General features: G+C 69.3%; 12 protein-coding genes. 3 read left to right on the top strand and 9 right to left on the bottom strand.

Going from position 1 to position 19,885, the window contains the following annotated elements; all coding sequences use genetic code 11:
* Positions 1–65: 65 nt before the first annotated feature.
* On the bottom strand, positions 66–4,190 hold the full coding sequence (locus tag ACGFIS_RS01855) for a LamG-like jellyroll fold domain-containing protein (protein ID WP_392969013.1): 4,125 nt from the start codon (positions 4,188–4,190) through the stop codon (positions 66–68).
* Positions 4,191–4,603: 413 nt separating this feature from the next.
* Positions 4,604–6,694 (bottom strand): hypothetical protein, encoded by a 2,091-nt coding sequence (locus ACGFIS_RS01850; protein ID WP_392907597.1) that lies wholly within the window; start codon positions 6,692–6,694, stop codon positions 4,604–4,606.
* A 333-nt stretch (positions 6,695–7,027) separates the two neighbouring features.
* Between ACGFIS_RS01850 and ACGFIS_RS01845 the strand changes: the two genes are divergently transcribed.
* Positions 7,028–8,359, top strand: a complete 1,332-nt coding sequence (locus ACGFIS_RS01845; protein WP_392906970.1) for a sialidase family protein — start codon at positions 7,028–7,030, stop codon at positions 8,357–8,359.
* Positions 8,360–8,439: 80 nt separating this feature from the next.
* Here the strand turns inward: ACGFIS_RS01845 and ACGFIS_RS01840 are convergent, their stop codons facing one another.
* From ACGFIS_RS01840 to glf, 7 genes are all read right to left on the bottom strand, one after another.
* Positions 8,440–9,969, bottom strand: coding sequence for a sulfatase (locus ACGFIS_RS01840; protein ID WP_392906971.1), 1,530 nt, complete (start codon positions 9,967–9,969; stop codon positions 8,440–8,442).
* 88 nt (positions 9,970–10,057) lie between these two features.
* Positions 10,058–11,314: an acyltransferase family protein gene (locus tag ACGFIS_RS01835; protein WP_392906973.1), complete on the bottom strand. Its 1,257-nt coding sequence runs from the start codon at positions 11,312–11,314 to the stop codon at positions 10,058–10,060.
* Positions 11,311–12,438, bottom strand: coding sequence for an acyltransferase family protein (locus tag ACGFIS_RS01830; protein ID WP_392906975.1), 1,128 nt, complete (start codon positions 12,436–12,438; stop codon positions 11,311–11,313). Before ACGFIS_RS01830 ends, ACGFIS_RS01835 begins: the two co-directional genes overlap by 4 nt.
* Positions 12,435–13,241, bottom strand: coding sequence for an ABC transporter ATP-binding protein (locus ACGFIS_RS01825; RefSeq protein WP_392906977.1), 807 nt, complete (start codon positions 13,239–13,241; stop codon positions 12,435–12,437). The genes ACGFIS_RS01830 and ACGFIS_RS01825 overlap by 4 nt, the downstream gene beginning before the upstream one ends.
* Positions 13,241–14,122, bottom strand: a complete 882-nt coding sequence (locus ACGFIS_RS01820; RefSeq protein ID WP_392906979.1) for an ABC transporter permease — start codon at positions 14,120–14,122, stop codon at positions 13,241–13,243. The genes ACGFIS_RS01825 and ACGFIS_RS01820 overlap by 1 nt, the downstream gene beginning before the upstream one ends.
* Positions 14,122–16,176 (bottom strand): glycosyltransferase, encoded by a 2,055-nt coding sequence (locus ACGFIS_RS01815; RefSeq protein ID WP_392906981.1) that lies wholly within the window; start codon positions 16,174–16,176, stop codon positions 14,122–14,124. Before ACGFIS_RS01815 ends, ACGFIS_RS01820 begins: the two co-directional genes overlap by 1 nt.
* A complete protein-coding gene (gene glf, locus ACGFIS_RS01810; RefSeq protein WP_392906982.1) occupies positions 16,173–17,351 on the bottom strand; it encodes a UDP-galactopyranose mutase in 1,179 nt (392 codons plus the stop codon). Before glf ends, ACGFIS_RS01815 begins: the two co-directional genes overlap by 4 nt.
* A gap of 247 nt (positions 17,352–17,598) precedes the next feature.
* Here glf and ACGFIS_RS01805 point away from each other — a divergent pair, with 247 nt between their 5' ends.
* Positions 17,599–18,909, top strand: coding sequence for a hypothetical protein (locus ACGFIS_RS01805; protein ID WP_392906983.1), 1,311 nt, complete (start codon positions 17,599–17,601; stop codon positions 18,907–18,909).
* Positions 18,906–19,880: a glycosyltransferase gene (locus ACGFIS_RS01800; protein ID WP_392906984.1), complete on the top strand. Its 975-nt coding sequence runs from the start codon at positions 18,906–18,908 to the stop codon at positions 19,878–19,880. Before ACGFIS_RS01805 ends, ACGFIS_RS01800 begins: the two co-directional genes overlap by 4 nt.
* The last annotated feature ends 5 nt before the right edge of the window (positions 19,881–19,885 follow it).

Here is a 19,885-nt window from a genome sequence, read left to right as displayed (position 1 = left end):
AGCCGGGGTGCATCACGAGATCAGCAGAAGAGAAGGGACACGGGGTCGAACCGGATAGAAGGGGGTCAGGGGCCGTCGGCGGTGGGCAACTCCACCCCGCCGGCCAGCATCTGGATCTGTTCGGTGGTCAACGCGCCCTGATAGGCCCAGATGTCATCGACGGCGTCGGTCCAGAATTCGGTGCCGCCAGGTGCGCCGAGCTTGGTGCGGCCCACCTGCAGACCGCCGTTCCCGGCCGCCTTGAACCCCAGCACCTGGTCCTCCTGCGACACCCCGCTGGAGGTCTCCTCCAGTTGCCCGTTGACGTACAGGCTGACCCGGTCGCGCAACGCGTCGTACACCACCGCCAGATGCGACCACTCCTGCGGCGAGAACCCCGAATGCGCCGCCGTCAACGGCGCCGCCGACCCGTCATCGGCATTACGCATCGTCACCTGCCAGCCACCCTGCAACTCAGAATCAGCGCCCGGCACATACCGCAACACCAACGCATCAGTGTTCACACCCGGCTGGGACCACACCGTCGCCGGCTGCAACGGCCGGCCGCTGTTACGCACCCACCCGGTCAGGGTGAAGCTCTCATCGGTGTCCACCACCGGCTGCGCGGTCTCGGCGAACGCCGACTGCGCGGGGTCGAGTTTCAGACCCGCCGGCGACGCCCACTCCCGGAAACCCGCCGCCGGGTCGATGGCCGCACCGTTGTGCAGCACCAGTGGTGAGGCACCCGCGGGCTCACCCGAACCGTCCTGGTTCAAGATCCACCGCGCCTTCAGCGCCGGATGCTGGGTGACCATCTCCTCGACCTCGCGGTCACCCACGATCCGGTCGTACACGCGGACGTCGTCGATCAGGCCGGCCCAGTGGTCGACCGGGTTGCCTCCCCACTGGGAGCGTCCGATCTCCAGGCCGCCGGTGGCCAGCCAGCGCGAGTCCACCACCGGGCTGTCGGTGCCTCGCTCACCGTTGACGTAGATCCGCAACCGCTGGGCCACCGCGTCCCACACCCCGACCACATGCGTCCACTCATCGGTCTGCGCCGGATCCTTCGATGTGGCCTGATACCAGCCCGGATCGTCGCTGTCCTGCGCGGTTCGCGCGAAAACCCACCTGCCCGTGGCCTCCACATACTTGAGGTAGAAGCCGCTCTTGCTGTCGCCGCGCGCCGACACCGCCGTGAAGTTCTGGGTGGGTGAGGTGGCCGGCCCGTCGGCCTTCAGCCACGCCGACACGGCGAAGCTGCGCAGAGTGTTGACCACCGGGCGGTCGGTGGCGGCGTACTGCTGGGCGGTGTTGTCCAGTTGCAGCGCACCGTCCACCTGCCCCTCGGCGCCCAGGACGGCCCCATTGTGCACAGTGGCCGTGAACGGCGCGACCGGGCTGTACACCCGGGACTTGCCCGCCGCCTCATCCATGTTCCAATGCGCCACCAGGCCCGTTCCCGACGGAACGGTTCCACCCGCCAGCTGCTGGGCCTGCGCGTCCGACAACGGCTGGGTGAACACCCGCACATCGTCGATCGACCCCGGCCAGTGGTTCACGAACCAGCCGTTGTAGAGACTCCGGCCGATCTGCAGCGCACCGTGGGCTTCCAGGGGCGTGACTCCACTGGCGGTCGCTTGCAGTTGCCCGTTCACGTACAGCCGCATCTGACCTGCGGCCTTGTCGTACACACCGGTCAGATGACTCCACTGGCCGAGCGGAAGCGGCGCATCATCCACAGCCCACTGCCAAGTACCTCCGCCATTGTTGTCGTCAACGGTTGGCCACTCGAAAATCGCTGCTCCATTAGCGTGCATCCCCAAGACGAAACCACTTTGGGACGTCCCTGATTGGGCCAGCAGTTCCCCCTGCCGGTGCTGAGTCGGTTTGGCCCAGGCCGACACCGTGAAACTCCCGGTGGTGTCGACGATCGGCAGCGTGCTCTCGGCGTACCCATCGACGCCGTCCAACGTCAACGCCGTGCCGTTCTTACCGGCATCACCCAACGTCGCCGACCCGCGTACCGACGCCGACCGCCCCGGACCCGTGGACGTCACCGCCGTCGAACCGGCACCCTCGTCCAACTTGAATTTGGCGACCGGATCCGCGCCGGCATTGGCGCGGAACTCATACGACACCGCCGGGCCATTCTGGTCAGACGGCGCGAACGCCTGCACTGTCAGCACATTGGGGCCCGAGCGGGTCGGCGGGATCTGTACCTGCCGGGCCGCGCCGGCGGTGGTGGCCACCGTGGTCACCGGCTCGCCGTTCATCGCGATCTCGTACCGGTCGGCCACCCCCTCGGAGTCGGAGATGGTGAACGTCCCGGGCTCGCCCACCCCGCCGTGCCATGCGCCGTCCTGGGGGTAGTCGGCCGAGGTGATGGCCGGCTCTCCCGGTACCGCGGGGTCGTAGTAGAAGTAGCAGCCGGTCTGCGCGCCGTCGTAGCTCCACGGGCCCCATTGCTCACCGTCCCAGGCCCGCACACCCCACCCGATCAACGTCCCCTCCGGGATCGTCGAGGGGAGCGGCTGCTGGAACTGGCTGCCCGAGGTCTTGGCCGGAGTCAGCGCCGAGGTCCACTTCGCACCCCAGTCCGACCCGTCGGCGTTGTCGGCCCAGTACAACGTGAACTGGCCGCGCACCTTGTTGCGGTCCTCGGTGTCGGGATCCCACAGGTAGGAGTACACCGTGGGAATGTCGTTGACCGTCTTGGCCTGACTCGCGGTCACGCACTTGGTGCCGGGGTTGGCGTACATCGAGTCGGTGTTGGGCTGATACGGCGGGTTGTTGTACTGCACCTTCAGGTACGCGTCATCGGCGAACCGCTTCCACCAGTCCATCGTCGACTCGCTGTAGGCCTTCAACCCGAACGTGATCGACCCGTGCCCCTTGTTGACCGCGTCCTGCACATGCGCGCGCAGCTTCGACCCGCCGAACTCCACCGGCGTCTTGGAGCAGTACGCCACATCACGCGAGGTCAGATGCTCATCCCACACCGAGGAACTGTTGGTGTTGTTCCACGTCGCATACGACCGCAGCGTGTTCGTCCGCCACAACTGCACCGACGTCGGATTGGAGCAGTTGTAGGCGTAGGTCTCGAACGCGGTGAACTCCACACTCTGGATATAGCGGCCCTTCACCGCCGGCAACGGCATCCGGAAGAACAACCGCTTGGTCTGGTTCTTCACACAGTTGGGGTCCTTGGCCACCTCACAGCGGCCCATCCCCTCGGTCGACTTACCATCGAACTTGTAATACGACTCATCCGGCCACCCCGACGACACCATCCCCCAGCTCGACGCCTTGTTCGTCGTCCACACCGGATCGATGTACACCGGGAACCGGGTCCCGGGATCCGACAGCAACCCCTCGTCCGGAGTCAGGATGATCTTCCCGCCGCCGACCGCCACATCGATCGACGCGGTCCTGGCACCGTCCACCGGTCCTTCCGCCGGATCCTCGGCCGGGCCGGCGGGCGCGGCGGCACGGGACTGCTTGTCCGGCGCCGGCTCAGCACGGGAGGAATCCCACATCTTCGGCGACGGCGCCTCGAACACCACCCGTCCCGACCCCCGATCAGCGGCTTTCAACACCCCGCTGCCCGCCTCTTCGGCCACCGCCAGGCGGGTGGTCGACAACCCCAGCGCCAGCCTGGCCACCCGCGGGTTCCTGGCGGCCTGCGCGGTCTTGACCACCAGCACATGCGCGAACCCGTCCGCCCGCGCCCGCAACCGCAAATCCACATCCGGGCCCGCCACACCCCGGTAGACGGCGGTGTCGCCGTCCAGCACCGGCTCAGGCAACGACCCCGGCCACGACAACGCCAACCGGCGCCCGGCCCGGGTCATCCGCACCATCGGGCCGTCCCCGCCACCGGAGAACTCCAGCCCCACCGTCGAGGCGCCCGGCACCACCGCCCCACCCGCCGAGCGCCGCAACGTGGTGTCGATGTCCACCCACTTACCGTTCCGGCGTGCACGCACCGGCTGCACACGCTCCTCGACCTCGATACGGCCGTTCGGCAACGCCCGCACCGTCCGGGTCTCCCCCCGCCGGGAAGTGATCTCCACCGGCTCACCCGACCGCTTAGCCTGCGCCACCGCCTGCTGCTCAGTCGCCGCCGCCGTCTTGGGTTCATCGGCCAGCGCCGTCACCGGCGCGACCGCTGCCGGGACCTGCAACAGACCGGCGGCCAGCACCAACGACACAACCCGCGCCGACCACACCGGACGCCGCCACACCAACGACCGCACAGCACCCGCACAACGCGACACGGCACCAAAACCCATGAAAACCCCAACGCGGAAGGGTCACCAAAACGGCCATAACGTAACTCGGCGTCCAGAAACGGGAAAGAGCCAATATCGAACTTCTGAATGTGATCTAGATCACTGCACTTCCCGGGATGGTCACGTGATAACGTGAACGGCTTTTCGCCGCCTTCTCCCGAAAAGCGCGACGATCAGTGACGACGCATACCCGAAACGAGATCAGACGACTGACCAGATGTGGCCTCAGAACTTCTGAAACGCCGACGCTAGGAGCACATCTGCCCCCGCGGACAGATAAGACGGGCTTGACGCGACACATGAAGCCGACATATGACCTCGGCTCTCCGCTGTCACGAAGAGGACGGAGGGTCCGCCTTGTGCCTGCCGTTCGGCTTCAGCGGGGGAACGATCCGGACGGGGCGCGTCCCCGCGCCTCGCGGCAACGCATGGCGGGCGCGGGACGGCTGGGGGAAGCGCGGGGCGGGGACGTCCGGCGGGGCGGGCTCGGGCGCCGCGGCTTCCGGCCCGTCCTGATGGGCAGCGTCGCTCGCCTCGTCCAGAACCTCCCTGTCCCGGCGTTCCTGTTCGCGCAAGTACTCCTCGAACTCCATCGAGTGCGCGGTCGGCAGGGTGATGATGCCGGGGTTGGCGTCGACGAGCAGTGTGCGGCGGCCGGTGGTGCCGGAATGGGTGAAGACCATGGCGGTCGGCGGCAGCTCCTGAAGCTGCGGCGGCTCGACCAGCAGTTCGCGGAACCGCTGTTTGGCCGGGGTGTCGCGGGCGCGGTGGCGGCCTTCGACGGTGCGGCCCCACGCGGTCGCGGAGCTGATGCCCTCCACGAGGGCGGAGTCGTCGGCGGCGGGTGCGGGCAGCGGCGACCAGACCGGGTCGGTGAGGCCGTCGCCGCGTGGGCGCGCGAACGCGACCGTGCTGGCGTAGGTCTCCCCCGCGACGTCGAACAGCGTCTCGCCTGCGGAGTCGGTGATCTCGGCGACGAGGAGGGGCTGGCCGGCGCCGATGTGCTCGGCGGCGACGCGGGCGTCCTCGGGGTTGCCGAGCCGCATGAACCCGACGGCGGCGTGGCCGCGGCGCCCGAGCCTCTCGCGGACGTGGCCGGGGATCGACCGGTACATCAGGACGAGCCCGGTCCCGGTGGCCTCGCAGGCGTCGATGAGGCGGTCCAGGACGTCCCCGCGGAGCTTCTCCGAACCGCACAGGAAGAGGGTGTGGTCCCAGCGGCCGCCGGGCGGGGCCTCCCTGATCCGGTGGGTCAGCGCGGTCGTGACGTAGGTGCCGAGGATGCGGTTGGTGAGGACGCCGGCGCGCCGGTCCATCGACACCACGTGCAGCCGGGACGGCGGTAGCCGCACCGGCTCGGTGGCGAGTTTCTCCAGTTTGCGGAGCTGGGCTTCGAGGGCCCAGGCGCGCCGGACGACGATCCGGTCGGTGGCGTCCCGGCCGAACAGCGTCGCGATCCGCTCGACCTGCTCGTCGGTGAGGAGGCCCTTGCGGAGGTCGTCGCGGGGGTCGCCGACCTGGGCGAGGACGCGCAGCGCCGCGGTGATCCGCGGGATCGTCGCGTCCGGGCCGAGGACCTCGATGAGCCGTTCCAGGATCGAGTTGTCGAACGACAGGTCGCGGGTTCCGCCCTCCTCCTCGCCCGCGCCGACGACCAGGGACAGCACGTCGGCGAGCGCCTCGGGGTTCAGGCCGCGGGTGACGTCGAGGCGCGGCAGGTCGGCGGGCAGCACCCAGACGAGCGGGTCGTCGCCGCGGTCGGCGGCGAGCCGCAGCAGGTCGTGCGCGATCGCGCCCTCGGACAGGTCGATGACGGTGAGGCGCGCGCCCACGGCGAGCCGCGCCGCGCCCATGGTGGTGACTGCCGCGGACCATCCGGCGAGCGTCCCGCCGACGACGTCCACCCGGTCGACGCCGGGCGGGACGGCGACCGGATACCACTCGCGCTGGCCCTCGTACGCCGACTGGCGGCGCTCCCACTCGGACCTCGCCTCGGCGTAAGCCCTCTCCGCCGCGTCACGCTCCCGGTCGCTCTCGGCGCGCCTGCGCTCCTCCGCGTCGCGCTCGTGCGCGAGCCTCTCGCGGACGCCGCGCTCGTCGCGCCACAGCGTCCCGCCGGTGATGCCGATGATGAGCGCGCAGGCCAGCATCGCCACCCCGGCGAACGGCCAGGGAACCACGCCGACGACACCGCAGAGCAGGAACAGCACGATGCCGCAGAGCGCGCCGCCGAAGACGATCCGCAGGGGCAGGGCCGCCATGTGCTCGCCCGGTTGCCGCGCCGGCTGCGGGGCCGGGGCGCGGTCGGGCTGTGCGGGCCTGTCCGGTGGCGGCCCCGGGTCGGGGTGCACCTGCGCGTAGCGCCAGCCCACATAGACGCGGTCGGCCTGTGTGAGCCGCGCCATCGCGGACTCGCGCGCCATGTCCGTCACGTCGAGAGACCCCTGGGAGTTGCGGGAATGATTGGAACGCCTGGGGGTTGCCGGGTTGGTCTCCTACACCACACAGAGTAAAGAGCTTGCCGCGTTCGTGCGCCACGTTCAACGGAACAGGACCACAGATGACCGACTGACCCCGCCAATTCGGTCACCAAGTCCACCTGCGGTAAAGATCGGACACCCCCCTTTCCGGCCCCTGACCGCATCCGGCCACTCCTGTACGGCGCGTCCCGGCTCCGGTTGGGTCTCACCCGCCGCCCGGTCAGAACGGTAATGTCCGATGCCGGGGGGGACGTCCACCAAAGGTGAGGAGCCTGTGTGTCGTTGACCGGCCGGCCGGCGAGACGCGGGCGGCCGTCTCGGGGACGCGGGCGGATCGCGCGCGCCGCCGGCCCACCACTCGCCGCCGTCCTCGCGCTCACCGGCTGCATGGCGGCCGAGGACGGCACCTGGAGCGGCGGTGGCGCGGCGGCGGGACACCCGGGCGGCCCCGCCCGTTCCCCCGCCTTCGCGCCCTTCGGCGAACGGCGGGTGGACGATCGCCAGGCCATGTACCCGAGGCTCGTCCGGCTGCGGGACGGCCGGATCATCCTCGGGGTCGCGACGTCCACGGGCGACGGCGTCACCGACATGGCGCGGTTCTACGAGAGCACTGACGGGGGCCGCACGTTCCGGACGCTGTCGGAGATCCTCGACCCGGCCGCCGCCGGGGAACGCGGCGGCTGCTGCGGCAGCCTGCTCGAACTCCCCCGGAGGCTCGGTGCCCAGCCCGCCGGGACGCTGCTGTGGGCGGGAACCGTCGGCATGAAGAACCACGCGCCCGGGCGCCGCCCCGAGCTGCGCGTATGGAGCAGCGCCGACGGCGGACGGCACTGGAACTACCTGTCGAGCTGCGCGACCGCCGACGAGGGGACACCCTGGAACCGGGGCCTGTGGGAACCTGAACTGGCCGTCGACGCGCGAGGCCGCCTGGTCTGCTACTACGCCGACGAGACGCACCACGGCCACGACCAGGTCATCGCCGAGGTGGTCTCCACCGACGGCGGCGTCACCTGGGGATCGAGAACGGTGATCGTGGCTCCCGGCGGGCACGACCGGCCGGGCATGCCCGTGGTGCGGCGCCTGCCGGACGGCACCTACTTCATGGCATACGAGGTGTGCGGCCCGTCCGCGTCCTGCAAGGTGCACTACCGCCGCTCACCCGACGGCTGGACGTGGGGCGACGCCGCCGGACGCGGCACTGCCGCCCGCACCGCGGACGGCCTGAGCCTTTACCACGCGCCGACGGTCACCTGGATTCCCGGCGGCGGCCCGCACGGGACGATCCTGCTCATCGGCGGGCTCGTCCGGGACGCCGAGGGCGGGCTCTCACACGAGGCCAGCGGCGCCACCATCTTCGCCAACACCGCGAACGGCGACGGCGTGTGGCACACGGAACCCGCGCCGGTCCATGTTCCGTTCCCAGCCCACCCGGAGCATTCGGACGTCGTCTGCGCCAACTACAGTTCGTCGCTGCTCCCGATGGACGGCGGACGGGGGCTGCTGGAGGTGGCGACCAAACGCGGCGAGGACGGGACGTGCCGGGCCTACGTGGGCGCATCGTTCCGTGCTCAGGCTCCGGCTCCCGCCGCGCCCAAGACCGGCGCGTAGGCCACGCAAGACGGGGCCGCCGGGCGATTCGCGCGGCCGGGATGCCGATACGGCCGGGAGAGCTCACGTGGCCGGGACGTTCACAGGTCGCGGCATTCGGCGCCGGAGCAGGTGCGGTATGAGGTCACCAGCGACTTCAGCTCGGCCTTCCGCGCCTCGGGCGCCTGCCCCCACATGTTCCCCAGCTCCCAGGGGTCCCGCGCGAGATCGTAATACTCGCGGTCGCCGTTCTCATACTCGACGTACAGCTCGTTCGCCGTACGGACGGCCTGGTAGGTCGGCGGATTGCCCCCGTACTTCTTCGGCAGGTCCGGGTCGTCGTCGCTGTAGTTGGGGCCGAGATGCTCGATGAACGCGGTCGTCCGCCAGCTGGAAACCTGCCGTCCGTGCAGCAGCGGCACCAGGGACCGCCCGTCCACCGGCTCCGGCGGCTTGAGCCCCGCGAGTTCCTCGAACGTCGGGCAGATGTCGGTGTTCTGCGCGAACCTCTTCTCGGTCTTCCCGGCCGGGACGCCGGGGCCCGCGACGATCAGCGGTACCCGGATGTCGGTGTCGTAGGCGGTCAGCTTTCCCTCAACGAGCCGGTGCTGTCCCAGGTGGTAGCCGTTGTCGGAGTTGAAGACGAAGTAGGTGTCGCCCCCCTCTCCCTTGGCGTTGACGGCTGCCTCCAGCGCGCCGACCATCCGGTCGATCGACTGGACGGCCCTGACCCGCTTGCGGAACGCCTCGTCGATGGCGCGGATCTTCTGTGGCCGCAGCCTGGGATATTTGCGCAGCCAACCCGGCTTGTCGGAGATATCCGGCTCATTGAATCCGGGTGTGCGGGGCGCCTTGACCGTGGGGAACTTGCGGGCGTCCTCCGGCGCGGGCGTCGCCGGGGCGTGCGGCGTGAAGGTCGACATCTGCAGCATGAACGGCTGCTCGGCGTCGGCGGACCGGTTGATGAAGTCGACGCCCTTGGCGCTGATCACGTTGGTGAGATAGTCCTTCGGCGACCGCCCATGGTGGGTGAGCGTGCCGTTGCTGTTCAGGTAGTAGTTGTAGTTCGCGTACCCCAGCCCGGTGACCTGCCATTCCGTCCAGCCTGGCGGCACGTAGGTCCGAGAGGAGCCCTGCTGCTTCGTGGTCTCGTAGCCGTTGAGGTACTTGCCCATGAGCGCCGTGCGGTAGCCGGCCTTCTGCATCGCCACGGCGAACGTGTTCTGCTCGTTGCCCCGGTCACGGAAGACCTTGAATCCGCCCTTGGGCGGGTCGTTGCTGCGAACCCCCGTGTTGTGCGGGTACTTGCCGGTCAGGATCGTGGCCCGGGACGGACAGCAAAGCGTGTCGGCGACGAAATAGTTGGAGAACGTCATCCCGCGTTTCTGGAGCCGCTTGACGTTCGGCATGTAGTCGACCAGATCCCACGACAGGTCGTCGGTGAGGATGTAGACGATGTTGGGCCGGTCAGCCTGCTTCCCGCCGGTGGGCGACACCTGTCCGCCCTTGCCGTCATTGGCGTCGCCGGGGCTCCCGCCGGGCGCGCATCCGGCGAGCACCAGCGCACCCGCCAGCAGTACCGCCGGCGGCGATGCGGCCCGCCATCGTCGTCGCGGCTTGGCGCCGAGCATCACAGTCCCTTCAGGCCGGCGGCATGTCGATCAGCGGTACGTCGATCACCGAACGGGTTGATCAATGACCTGATCGATGATGATCAGGCTAAGGCACGGACGCACGCGGAGCCTGCGCGGCATCGTGGCGGACGCCCGGGGCGTCGGCGTCATCCGAGGGATCCGCGTTGGACGGGGCATCCGGCGGCGCGGCGGGCGGCGGCGGTGCTCCGTTGCGGCGGATCTGCGCCATCGCGGACGCGAGCCGCGGACGCATCATCGACTGGAGCGGACGTTCCACGAACCGGTGGACGACGAACGCCGACACCAGCACGGAGACCGTGATGACCGGCAGGATCGTCAGCCGGTCGAGGATCGGATGCGGGAAGAACACCTTGACGATCGTCCGCGCGACCGTTTCGTGCATCAGGAACAGCGGGTAGGCGATGGCGCCGAGGAAGGTGAAGCCGCGCCAGTTCACCCTGGAGAGCTTCCGCGACGCGACCAGGGCCATGGTCATGTAGAACACGGTGACGACGACCGGGATCACGATCTCGTGGACGCCCTTCCACGCGTTCAGCGGATTGATGTCCGCCACGAGGTAGTGCACCGACAGCGCCCAGGACGCCGCGATGATCAGCCAGAGCGCGAGGTTGGACCCGAACTTGTAGATCAGGAAGAACGCCATCCCGGCGATGAAGAACGGCGCCGTCTCCGGCAGGAACACGGCGCGCATCAGGTCGTTGCCGGCCTCTTTGGCGTAGGCGCCGACGATCAGCCAGGAGACCATGAAGGTGACACAGCGCCCATAGGTGATGCCGACGCAGGCGAAGAGCGCGATGAGCACGTAGAAGTGCAACTCCACCCACAGCGCCCAGTAGACGACCTCCAGCGGAGCGACGTGCATCCCCTGCTGGAGCATCGTGAGGTTGGGCAGGAGTCGCTGGACGGGGTCGTCGCCGTCACCGTAGGGCACCGCCGAGCCGCAGACCAGGAAGAGCACCAGGCTGAGCAGGACACTGAACCAGTACGCAGGATAGAGCCGGACGACTCTCGCGATGGCGAAGTCGCCGGCGCCCCGACCCCACACGGCCATCAGGATGACGAATCCGCTGATCATGAAGACCAGGTCGACGCCGAGGTAGCCGAAGTGGGCGACCGGGGCCAGCTCGGGATAGATCTTCTGGGCGTCCCGCCCGGCCCAGATCGTGCTGCGCACCCCGGCGAAGTGGTGCAGCACGAGTGCGCCCACGGCGAGGAAACGCAGCAGATCCAACTCGCGCAGCCGCGACGGCACCGGGCGGGCGAGCACGTCGTCGGCGGGCGGCGGGCCGGCTGATCCGGAAGGGGCGGGAGGACGGGTCATCGGATGGCCTCCGCAGGGCTGCGGGACGGGGTCTGGTTCCGGGTGAGCGGGAGACGGTCCTGACGCAGCCTGGCGAGCGCGGTCTTCAGCCTCGACCGCATCCAGCGCTGCGCGGGCTCCTCGACGAGCCGTTGTACCAGGTACGCGAAGCCGAACGCCACGGCGCAGGACACGCCGAGGAGCGTCCATCGGCCGAGCTGGGAACCGATCAGCTCGTACAGCACCCGCCCGACGGTCTCGTGGACGAGGTAGAGCGGGTAGGTGAGCGCGCCGAGGACGGTGAAGCCCCGCCAGCGCACCACCTCGAACTGGTGATTGGCCACCATCGCCATGATCAGGAAGCAAAGCGTGACACCGCCGGTGATGGCGGCTTCCCACATGAGCGGCCATGCCAGATCGTCGTTCACGGTCGCGATCCGGTAGGGGACGACAAGCGCCCAGCACCCGGCCACGATCAGCCACAGGAGAAGGTTCGGGCCGAACCTGTGGATGAGGTAGAAGGCCATGCCGGCAACGAAATAAGGCGCCCACGGCGGCATCAGGATCGCGGCTAGCGGCGCGAAGTCGGCCTCCTGCGCGAAGAGGCCGAGCACGATCCAGAGAACCATGAACGCCACGCAGCGCCCGTAAGTGATGCCACGCCAGACGAGCAGGGAGATCAGCACGTAGAAATGCAGCTCGACCCAGAGCGTCCAGTAGACGTTCTCCATACCCGGCACGCCAATGCCCATCTGCAGCATCGTCAGGTTCGGCAGGAACGGTACGAGCGGGCTGTGCCCCGCCATCGGCGTCTGACCGATGGCGAGGAAGCCGACGAGGGCGAATACGACGCCGGCCCAATAGCCCGGGAAGATGCGCACCGTCCGCGAGACCGCGAAGTCGCCGACCTTCCGCCCCCAGGCGCTCATCAGGATCACGAAGCCGCTGATCAGGAAGAACAGGTCGACGCCGAGATTCCCGAAGTGGGTGACCGGCGCGAGGAACGGCATGTTGTGGTGATTCTCCACGCCCCATCCGCCGATGCGGCCCACGTAGTGGTGCAACACCACAAGGACGGCGGCCAGGAACCGGAGCAGGTCCAGTTCACGCAGCCGTGGCCGGTCGACGGGTGGTGCCGATGTCATCGGCCCGCCTCGGCCGCCTTCGCCGGACGCGCGGCGGCGCGATGGCGTTCCTGCCGCTTCTTCAGCAGCAGGTCGGCGGCGGTGTCGATGTCGCCGTCCCACAGCACACGGCCGCTCTCAAGGAAGACCCCGCGCGTGCAGAGCTGCCGCAGCAGCTTCGCGTCGTGCGCGACGATCACCATGGTGCGGCCGCTGTCGCGGTACTCGTGGAGACGGTCGATGCACTTGCGGCGGAACAACGGGTCCCCGACGGCCAGAACCTCGTCAATGAGGAAGACGTCGGGTTCGGTGTGCACGGCGATGGAGAACGCCAGCCGCATGAACATTCCGGAGGAGTAGAACCGGACGGGCTGGTCGAGGAACTGGCCGATGTCGGCGAACTCCACGATCGAGTCGAACTTGCGGACCGTCTCGGCACGGTCCATGCCGAGGATGGCGCCGTTCAGGAAGACGTTCTCCCGACCGGTGAGGTCCGGGTGCAGGCCGGCGCCCACCTCGATCAGCCCGGCGACGCGCCCGCGGATCCGGACCGAGCCCTCGTCCGGCGGCATCACCCCCGAAATGATTTTCAAGAGGGTGCTCTTGCCCGAGCCGTTCACCCCGACCAGCGCGACGGCCTCGCCGACCCCGATGGTGACCGAGACGTCCTCCAGCGCGGTGAACCGGTCGCGCAGACTCTCCCGGCGCAGCGCCCGCACGGTCATGTTCTTGATCGAGCGGGCGTGCCGCAGCGTGAACCGCTTGGTCACCGCGTCGACGACGACCGCGCGCCGCGTCCCGTCCATCGGAGCCGTCCCGTCCATCAGAGTTCCTCCGCGAAACGGCGCTGGAGCCGGGAGAACACGAACTGGCCCGCCCCGAGCAGCAGCACCGCCAGCGCCAGCAGGACGAGCGCGTCACGGGTGAGGTGAGCGGGGAACTCGAACGTACCGTCGGTCGTCGGCCACCAGAAGGCCCGTTCGAACAGCAGGACCCCGACAGCCATGGGGTTGGCCAGGTAGAGGTCCAGCGCCCAGCCCGGCAGGGTGTCGCGCACCATCGTCCACGGGTAGATCATCGGGACCGACCAGGTGACGAACAACGTCGTGATGTCGACGACCTTGTCGGTGTCGCGGTAGAAGACGTGCAGCGCCGAGCAGATCAGCCCGAGCCCCATCCCGAGCACGGCGACGAGTGCGAACCCGAGCAGCGCCGAGGCGAGCGCCGCGGCCGACGGCGTCCATCCCCAGAGCACCGCGACGGTCAGGACGATGCCCAGTCCCGGCAGCAGGTGCACACACGACACCAGCAGCGACGCGACGGGGAACAGTTCTCGCGGCAGGTACACCTTCCGGACGAGCGGGGCGTTCCCGAGCACCGAGTGAGTCGTGTTGATCAGGGTTTCGTTGAAGAACGAGACCAGGACCAGCGCCGAGAACATGAAGATCGGGAAGTGCTGGATGTACTCGCTCATCCCGAGGAAGACGCCGGCGACGAAGTAGAAGACGGAGAAGTGCGCGGCGGGCCGCACGTACGACCACCCGAGGCCGAGCAGCGACCCCTGGTAGCGGGCGCGCAGTTCCCGCCGCACTATGAGCCTCAGCAGGTAGCGGCGCCGGAAGACCTCGCCGAGCCCTCCTCCGCGTCCCGGCTCGACCAGTTCGGGATCGACCGGGCCGGCCGGCGCCCCGGATACCGCGGTCATTACTGCCGCCGCGCCTTTTCGAAGGTCTCCAGCCACTCCTCCTGCGACGTGAGGCCCGGCAGCGCGTCCCGGTACCGCTGGCTCAGCGGCGCCCAGTCCTTGCCGAGGCGGGCGTGCAGTGCCGACGCGCGCCGGATCAGCGACCAGAACCGCTGCGGGTCGCGCTGGTACCAGGAGACCTTGGTGCCGTCCGCGGACGAGACCAGTGCGCTGTTGAACTTGGTCAGCAGCCACCAGGTCTGGTCGACGTGCGGGACGACGGCTTCAGGGTGGATCTTCGGGTACGGGCCGATCGGCTTGATCTGCCGGGCCGCGCCCATCAGCGCCGTCTGGAACATCGCCCGCCTGTTCTTCGGCGGGACGACGTCGCGGCCCTTGCGCGGCGGCTTGCGCCGCCGGACGGCGGGGAACTCGTCCAGGTCCGCCTTTGCCTGGGCGTCCACGAACTCGGCACGCAGTTCCCGCAGCTCACCCATCTTCGTGACGATCGACGGATGCAGGTCCTCGGGCCCCTTGAGCGCGTCCTCGATCGCCAGCAGCATCAGTTCGGCCGTGGAGTACTGCATGGCCAGTGCGTGCTTGACGGTGATGAACAGGCTTTCCTTCAGCATGTTGCCACCGCGCTCGTACGGGGAGTACAGCAGAGCGGTGACGACCCTGTTCCGTTCGGTGAAGTACGCCTGCCAGTCGGTCATGACGTCCTTGGAGTGCCACGGCACATGCCACACCGCGGCGCCCGGGAGCGACACGGTCGGATACCCGGCCGCCTTGGCACGGAGCCCGTACTCGATGTCGTCCCACTTGATGAAGAACGGCAGCGACAGCCCGATCTTCTGGATGACCTCGACCGGGATCAGGCACATCCACCACGCGTTGTACTCCACGTCGGCGCGGCGGTGAAGCCAGGGGGTGTGGCGGAGCGGATGGGCGGCCAGATCGTGCGAGAGCTCGGTGTGCGGTGCCGGGACCATCCACCAGCGGTACCGGGCGATGGTCTCGCCGAACACGTGCAGCACCGACCGGTTGTACAGATCGAGCATGTGCCCGCCGACGAGAATCGGGCCGCGCGCCAGGTCGGCGAACGTCACCGCGCGCAGAATGCCCTCCGGCTCGAGGATGACGTCGTCGTCCAGCAGAAGCGCGTAGGTGCTGCGCCCGGCCTCGACGGTCTCGTGCATGACCCGGGAGAAGCCGCCGGAGCCGCCGAGATTGGCCTGGTCGATGACGCGCAGCCGGTCACCGAGCGCCTCCGCCGCCGCGGCGAAGTCCGGGTGGTCCTCGACCCGGTCGGTGCCCTGGTCGACGACGAGGATCTCGTCGACGGCGTCCAGCACGTCGCCGGCCGCGGCCAGCGCGGTGAGCTGCTCGACGCAGAATTTCGGCCGGTTGAAGGTCGTGATGCCGAGGGTGGCGGTGCCCGGCTCGGTCCGCTCGGTGACCGCGCACCAGTCCGCGCTGTCGAGCACGGCGGTGCGGCCGTCGGCGACGATGTCGAACCAGTACCAGCCGCCGTCGATGAACGGGGCGAGCGGCAGGTCGACGGTCTCCTCGACGGAGGAGTCGGAGTCGATGTGCAGCGACTTGATTCGTTCCAGGTGGCCCTTGCCGGTGGACCGGTAGATGAGGATCGTCGCCTCGCCGCGGACCCGGACGCGCAGCCGGACGTCCTCGACCGTGCTCCAGCGGCGCCAGTATCCGGCGGGGAAGGCGTTGAAGTAGCTGCAGAACGACACCCGCGTGCCGGACGGCACGACGATGCTGCGGCGGCCGACGATCTCGGCGCTGTCGTCCTGGGATGCGGGCCTGAACGCCGCCGCCGCGCGGGCCGCGTCACCGTCCTGCTCGGCCAGCACCCGCTCGGCGGCGCTCTTGAGGTCGGCGGTGCGGCGGCCGAACACCGCGTTCCCGTCCACGTACAGCTTCAGGACGTCGAAATCGCGCTCGCCGGGCATCACGACCCGGTGCAGGATGCGCAGTCCCTCGCCCGGCACGGCCGGCCGGAGCTGTTCTGCGGGCTCCGTGGGGAGCTCTGGCTGGGTGGCCCGCTCGGTCATCGGTCAACTCCTCCGCTGATCAGCCGCTCGCCCCGTTCGAAATGGGGCCGCAGCCGGTTGTCGACCATGCCCAGGGCGCTGGCGATCGCCATGTGCATGTCCAGGTACTGGTAGGTGCCGAGCCGCCCGCCGAACAGGACGCCGTCCTCGCACCGGGACATCTCCCGGTAGCGCAGCAGGCGCTCGCGGTCCTCGGCGGTGTTGATCGGGTAGTACGGCTCGTCACCGCGTTCGGCGAACCGCGAGAACTCCCGCATGATCACCGTGCGGTCGTCCGGGTAGTGCCGCCGCTCCGGGTGGAAGTGCCGGAACTCGTGGATGCGGGTGTACTGGACGTCCTCGTCGGCGTAGTTCATCACGGCGGTTCCCTGGAAGTCGCCCGTCGGCATGATCTCCGTCTCGAAGTCCAGCGTCCGCCAGCCCAGCTCGCCCTCCGCGAAACCGAAGTAGCGGTCGAGCGGCCCGGTGTAGACGACGGGGACCCGTCCGACGAGATCGTCGCGCAGGTCGAAGAAGTCGGTGCCGAGCCGGACCTCGATGTTCGGATGGTCGGCCATACGCTCCAGCCACGCGGTGTAGCCGTCGACCGGCAGCCCCTCGTGGGTGTCGCTGAAGTACCGGTTGTCGAAGGTGTACCGCACCGGCAGCCGGGTGATGATCTCTGCGGGCAGGTCAAGGGGGTCGGTCTGCCACTGTTTCGCTGTGTAGCCCCGGATGAACGCCTCGTACAGCGGCCGTCCGATGAGGGACACCGCCTTCTCCTCCAGGTTGCGCGGCTCGTGCCCGGCGGCGATCTCCGCGGCCTGCTCGGCGATCAGCGCGCGGGCCTCGTCCGGGGTGAAGGCTCGGCCGAAGTACGCGCAGATCGTTCCGAGGTTGATGGGCAGCGGGTAGACGCGACCCTTGAAGGTCGAGTGGACGCGGTGCTGGTAGCCGGTGAACCGCGTGAACCGGTTGGCGTACTCCCACACTCGCTCGTTGGACGTGTGGAACAGGTGCGCGCCGTACCGGTGGATTTCGATGCCGGTCTCGGGCTCATCCTCGCTGTAGGCGTTGCCGCCGATGTGGTCGCGCCGGTCGAGGACCAGTACCCGCAGCCCCAGTTCCGCCGCGCAGCGTTCCGCGACGGTGAGCCCGAAGAAACCGGAGCCCACCACTACAAGATCAACGTTCACGGTTCATCTTCCTGCGACGCCCCCCGCGTCGTACGCGCGATCCGTCCCCGGCGACCGGCCGCGGGCCCGCTCTGTCCGCAAGGGGATTGACTGAGGATCGACACTGGATCGACAATGCTGCGCGGCCAACATACCGACACATTGATCCCGGTTGTGGAGATTGACCCTCGTTGGCCGGTTGTACTCTGCCTGTGATCCGGAACGGCGTCTTGCGCGTCCCACCCCGCGACCGGCAGAGGAGAACCTGGTGGCAGCGGACCCCGGCGGCCCCCCGCCCACCGTTTTCCTCCATATCGGCGCGCCCAAGAGCGGGACGACGTTCCTGCAGGGCCTGCTGTGGGACAACGCCGAGGCGCTGTCCGAGGCCGGCGTCCACCTGCCAGGCGGGTCTTTCAGCGCGCAGGTACGGGCCACCCGCGACCTCCGCCGGCTGGAACCGGAGCCGGACGAGCCCGAACCGGGCTGGGACGGCGCCTGGGACCTGCTGGCCGACAGCGTCAAGACGTCCGGCCATCACACCGCCGTGGTCTCACACGAAGTGCTGTGCGCGGTGGACGCGGAGGGCGCCGGACGGGCGGTGCGGTCCCTCGCCCCCTGCGAGGTCCACATCGTCTACTCCGCCCGTGATCTCGCCGGGCTGCTGCCCTCGGAATGGCAGGAGTACGTCAAGCACCGGTTCCACCACGACTTCGGTCACTGGCTGCGCGAGGTGATCGACGGTCCTCCCGACGGCGGCGCCGCCTCCTGGTTCTGGCGCGTGCACGACATCCCCGAGGTGCTCGGACGGTGGGCCCCGCACGTCCCGCCGGAGCACGTGCACGTGCTGACCGTGCCCGGCCCGGACGCCCCCCGCGAGCGGCTCTGGGAGCGCTTCACCGGGCTGCTCGGCATCGACCCGGCTGTGGCGGACCTGTCGGCGGCCCGCGCGAACGCGTCGCTGAGCTGGACGGAGACCGAGCTGCTGCGCAGGCTGAACGCGGCCGTCGACGAAGACGCCCCGATGTGGCTGTACCACCGGCTGGTCACCGACGTCCTCGCGCTCAAAGTCCTGCCTGGCCGGGGTGAGCCCGGCAGGGTACCGCTGCCTCCGGACCGCCGCGCATGGGCGGGAGGCAAGGCCCGGGAACTGGTCGAAGGGGTCCGTTCCGCCGGCTACGACATCGTCGGCGACCTCACCGAACTGCTGCCCCGCGAGCGGCCGCCGGAGAACGGTACCGCCGCCGCGCCAGGGGACACGGAGTTGCTCGACACGGCCGCCCACACCATCCTCGGACTCCTCGATCGCGTCTCGATGCTCCGCGAGGAGATAGCCGAGCTGCGTGACGAACGCCGGGAGCAGCGGCACACCGCACTGCCCAAACTGATGGCCCGCCATCTCAGTGAACGCAACGAGGCCGTCTGGAAGATGCGGGTCGGGTACTGGCACCTGGTGGAGCGGCTGAAGGGCATCGAGCCGCCGCCCGAACCCGCGGCGGAGGCCGAGGACGAGGCGGCCGGCGGAGCCGGCGAACCCGGTGGGCCCGGTACCGTCCTGTCCCGCCGGGCCGACGCGCGATGAGCTCCGGCGCTGCGGACGCGCTGGTCACCGCCGTCGTCGTCACCTACAACAGGCGCGACCTCCTGACCGAGGCGCTCGACGCGCTCGCCGCCCAGACGCGGCGGCCGGACGTCGTGATCGTCGTGGACAATGCCTCCACCGATGGCACCCCCGCCCTTGTCCGCGAGCGGTTCCCGGACGTCGACCTGGTCGAGCTCGGCACCAACACCGGCGGCGCGGGGGGTTTCGCGGCCGGGATCGCCCGCGCGCTGGACACGTCCGTCCCGGAGACCGCCAGTGCGGGCGGTGTCGCGGGCGGGCGGACCCCGCTGATCTGGCTGATGGACGACGACACCGTCCCCGAGCCCGGGGCCCTCGCAGCGCTTCTGGATGCCCGGGAACGGGCACCCGGCGATCCTGTCCTCGTCGCCAGCCGCGTCCTGTGGACCGACGGCGGCGATCATCCGATGAACACCCCGCGCGTCAAACCCGGCGTGTCCCGGGCCGAGCTTGCGGCCGCGGCAGAAGCCGGCTGCATCCCCGTCCGGTCCGCGTCGTTCGTGTCCGTGCTCGTCGATGCGGCGGCCGTGCTGGACCGAGGGCTGCCGGTGGCGGACTACTTCCTGTGGAACGACGACTTCGAGTTCACCACTCGGCTGCTTCGGGGGCGGACCGGGCTGTACTGTCCCGCAAGCATCGTCGTCCACAAGACCAGGACGTTCGGCGGCACCGACGCCGACCCCGGGGAGCGTTTCTACTATGAGGTTCGCAACAAGCTCTGGCTGTTCACACGCAGCCGCGGGCTCGCACCGGCCGAACGCGTCCTCTACGCCGGATCGTCCGTTCGGCGCTGGACGCGCACCTATGCCCGCTCGCGGGACCGGGCCACTCTGCGCCGCGGGTTGCGGGCCGGTGTACGCGACGGCCTGCGGCGGCGTCCACGCCCGACCGAGGAGGTCATTTCGGCTGCCATGCGTCGATATGATCCCTGACAACG

The organism is Spirillospora sp. NPDC048824 (assembly GCF_043198455.1).
Classification (GTDB): Bacteria; Actinomycetota; Actinomycetes; order Streptosporangiales; family Streptosporangiaceae; genus Spirillospora.
The sequence above is the reverse complement of the archived record's forward strand: the minus strand, read 5'-3'. Positions and strand labels throughout refer to the sequence as shown.

Coding starts and splice junctions, on each gene's coding strand:
- ACGFIS_RS01815 (WP_392906981.1), bottom strand. CDS start 16,176: ATGACCGAGCGGGCCACCCAGCCAGAGCTCCCCACGGAGCCCGCAGAA.
- ACGFIS_RS01820 (WP_392906979.1), bottom strand. CDS start 14,122: ATGACCGCGGTATCCGGGGCGCCGGCCGGCCCGGTCGATCCCGAACTG.
- ACGFIS_RS01830 (WP_392906975.1), bottom strand. CDS start 12,438: ATGACATCGGCACCACCCGTCGACCGGCCACGGCTGCGTGAACTGGAC.
- ACGFIS_RS01835 (WP_392906973.1), bottom strand. CDS start 11,314: ATGACCCGTCCTCCCGCCCCTTCCGGATCAGCCGGCCCGCCGCCCGCC.
- ACGFIS_RS01800 (WP_392906984.1), top strand. CDS start 18,906: ATGAGCTCCGGCGCTGCGGACGCGCTGGTCACCGCCGTCGTCGTCACC.
- ACGFIS_RS01850 (WP_392907597.1), bottom strand. CDS start 6,694: ATGGCGCGCGAGTCCGCGATGGCGCGGCTCACACAGGCCGACCGCGTC.
- ACGFIS_RS01825 (WP_392906977.1), bottom strand. CDS start 13,241: ATGGACGGGACGGCTCCGATGGACGGGACGCGGCGCGCGGTCGTCGTC.
- ACGFIS_RS01840 (WP_392906971.1), bottom strand. CDS start 9,969: ATGCTCGGCGCCAAGCCGCGACGACGATGGCGGGCCGCATCGCCGCCG.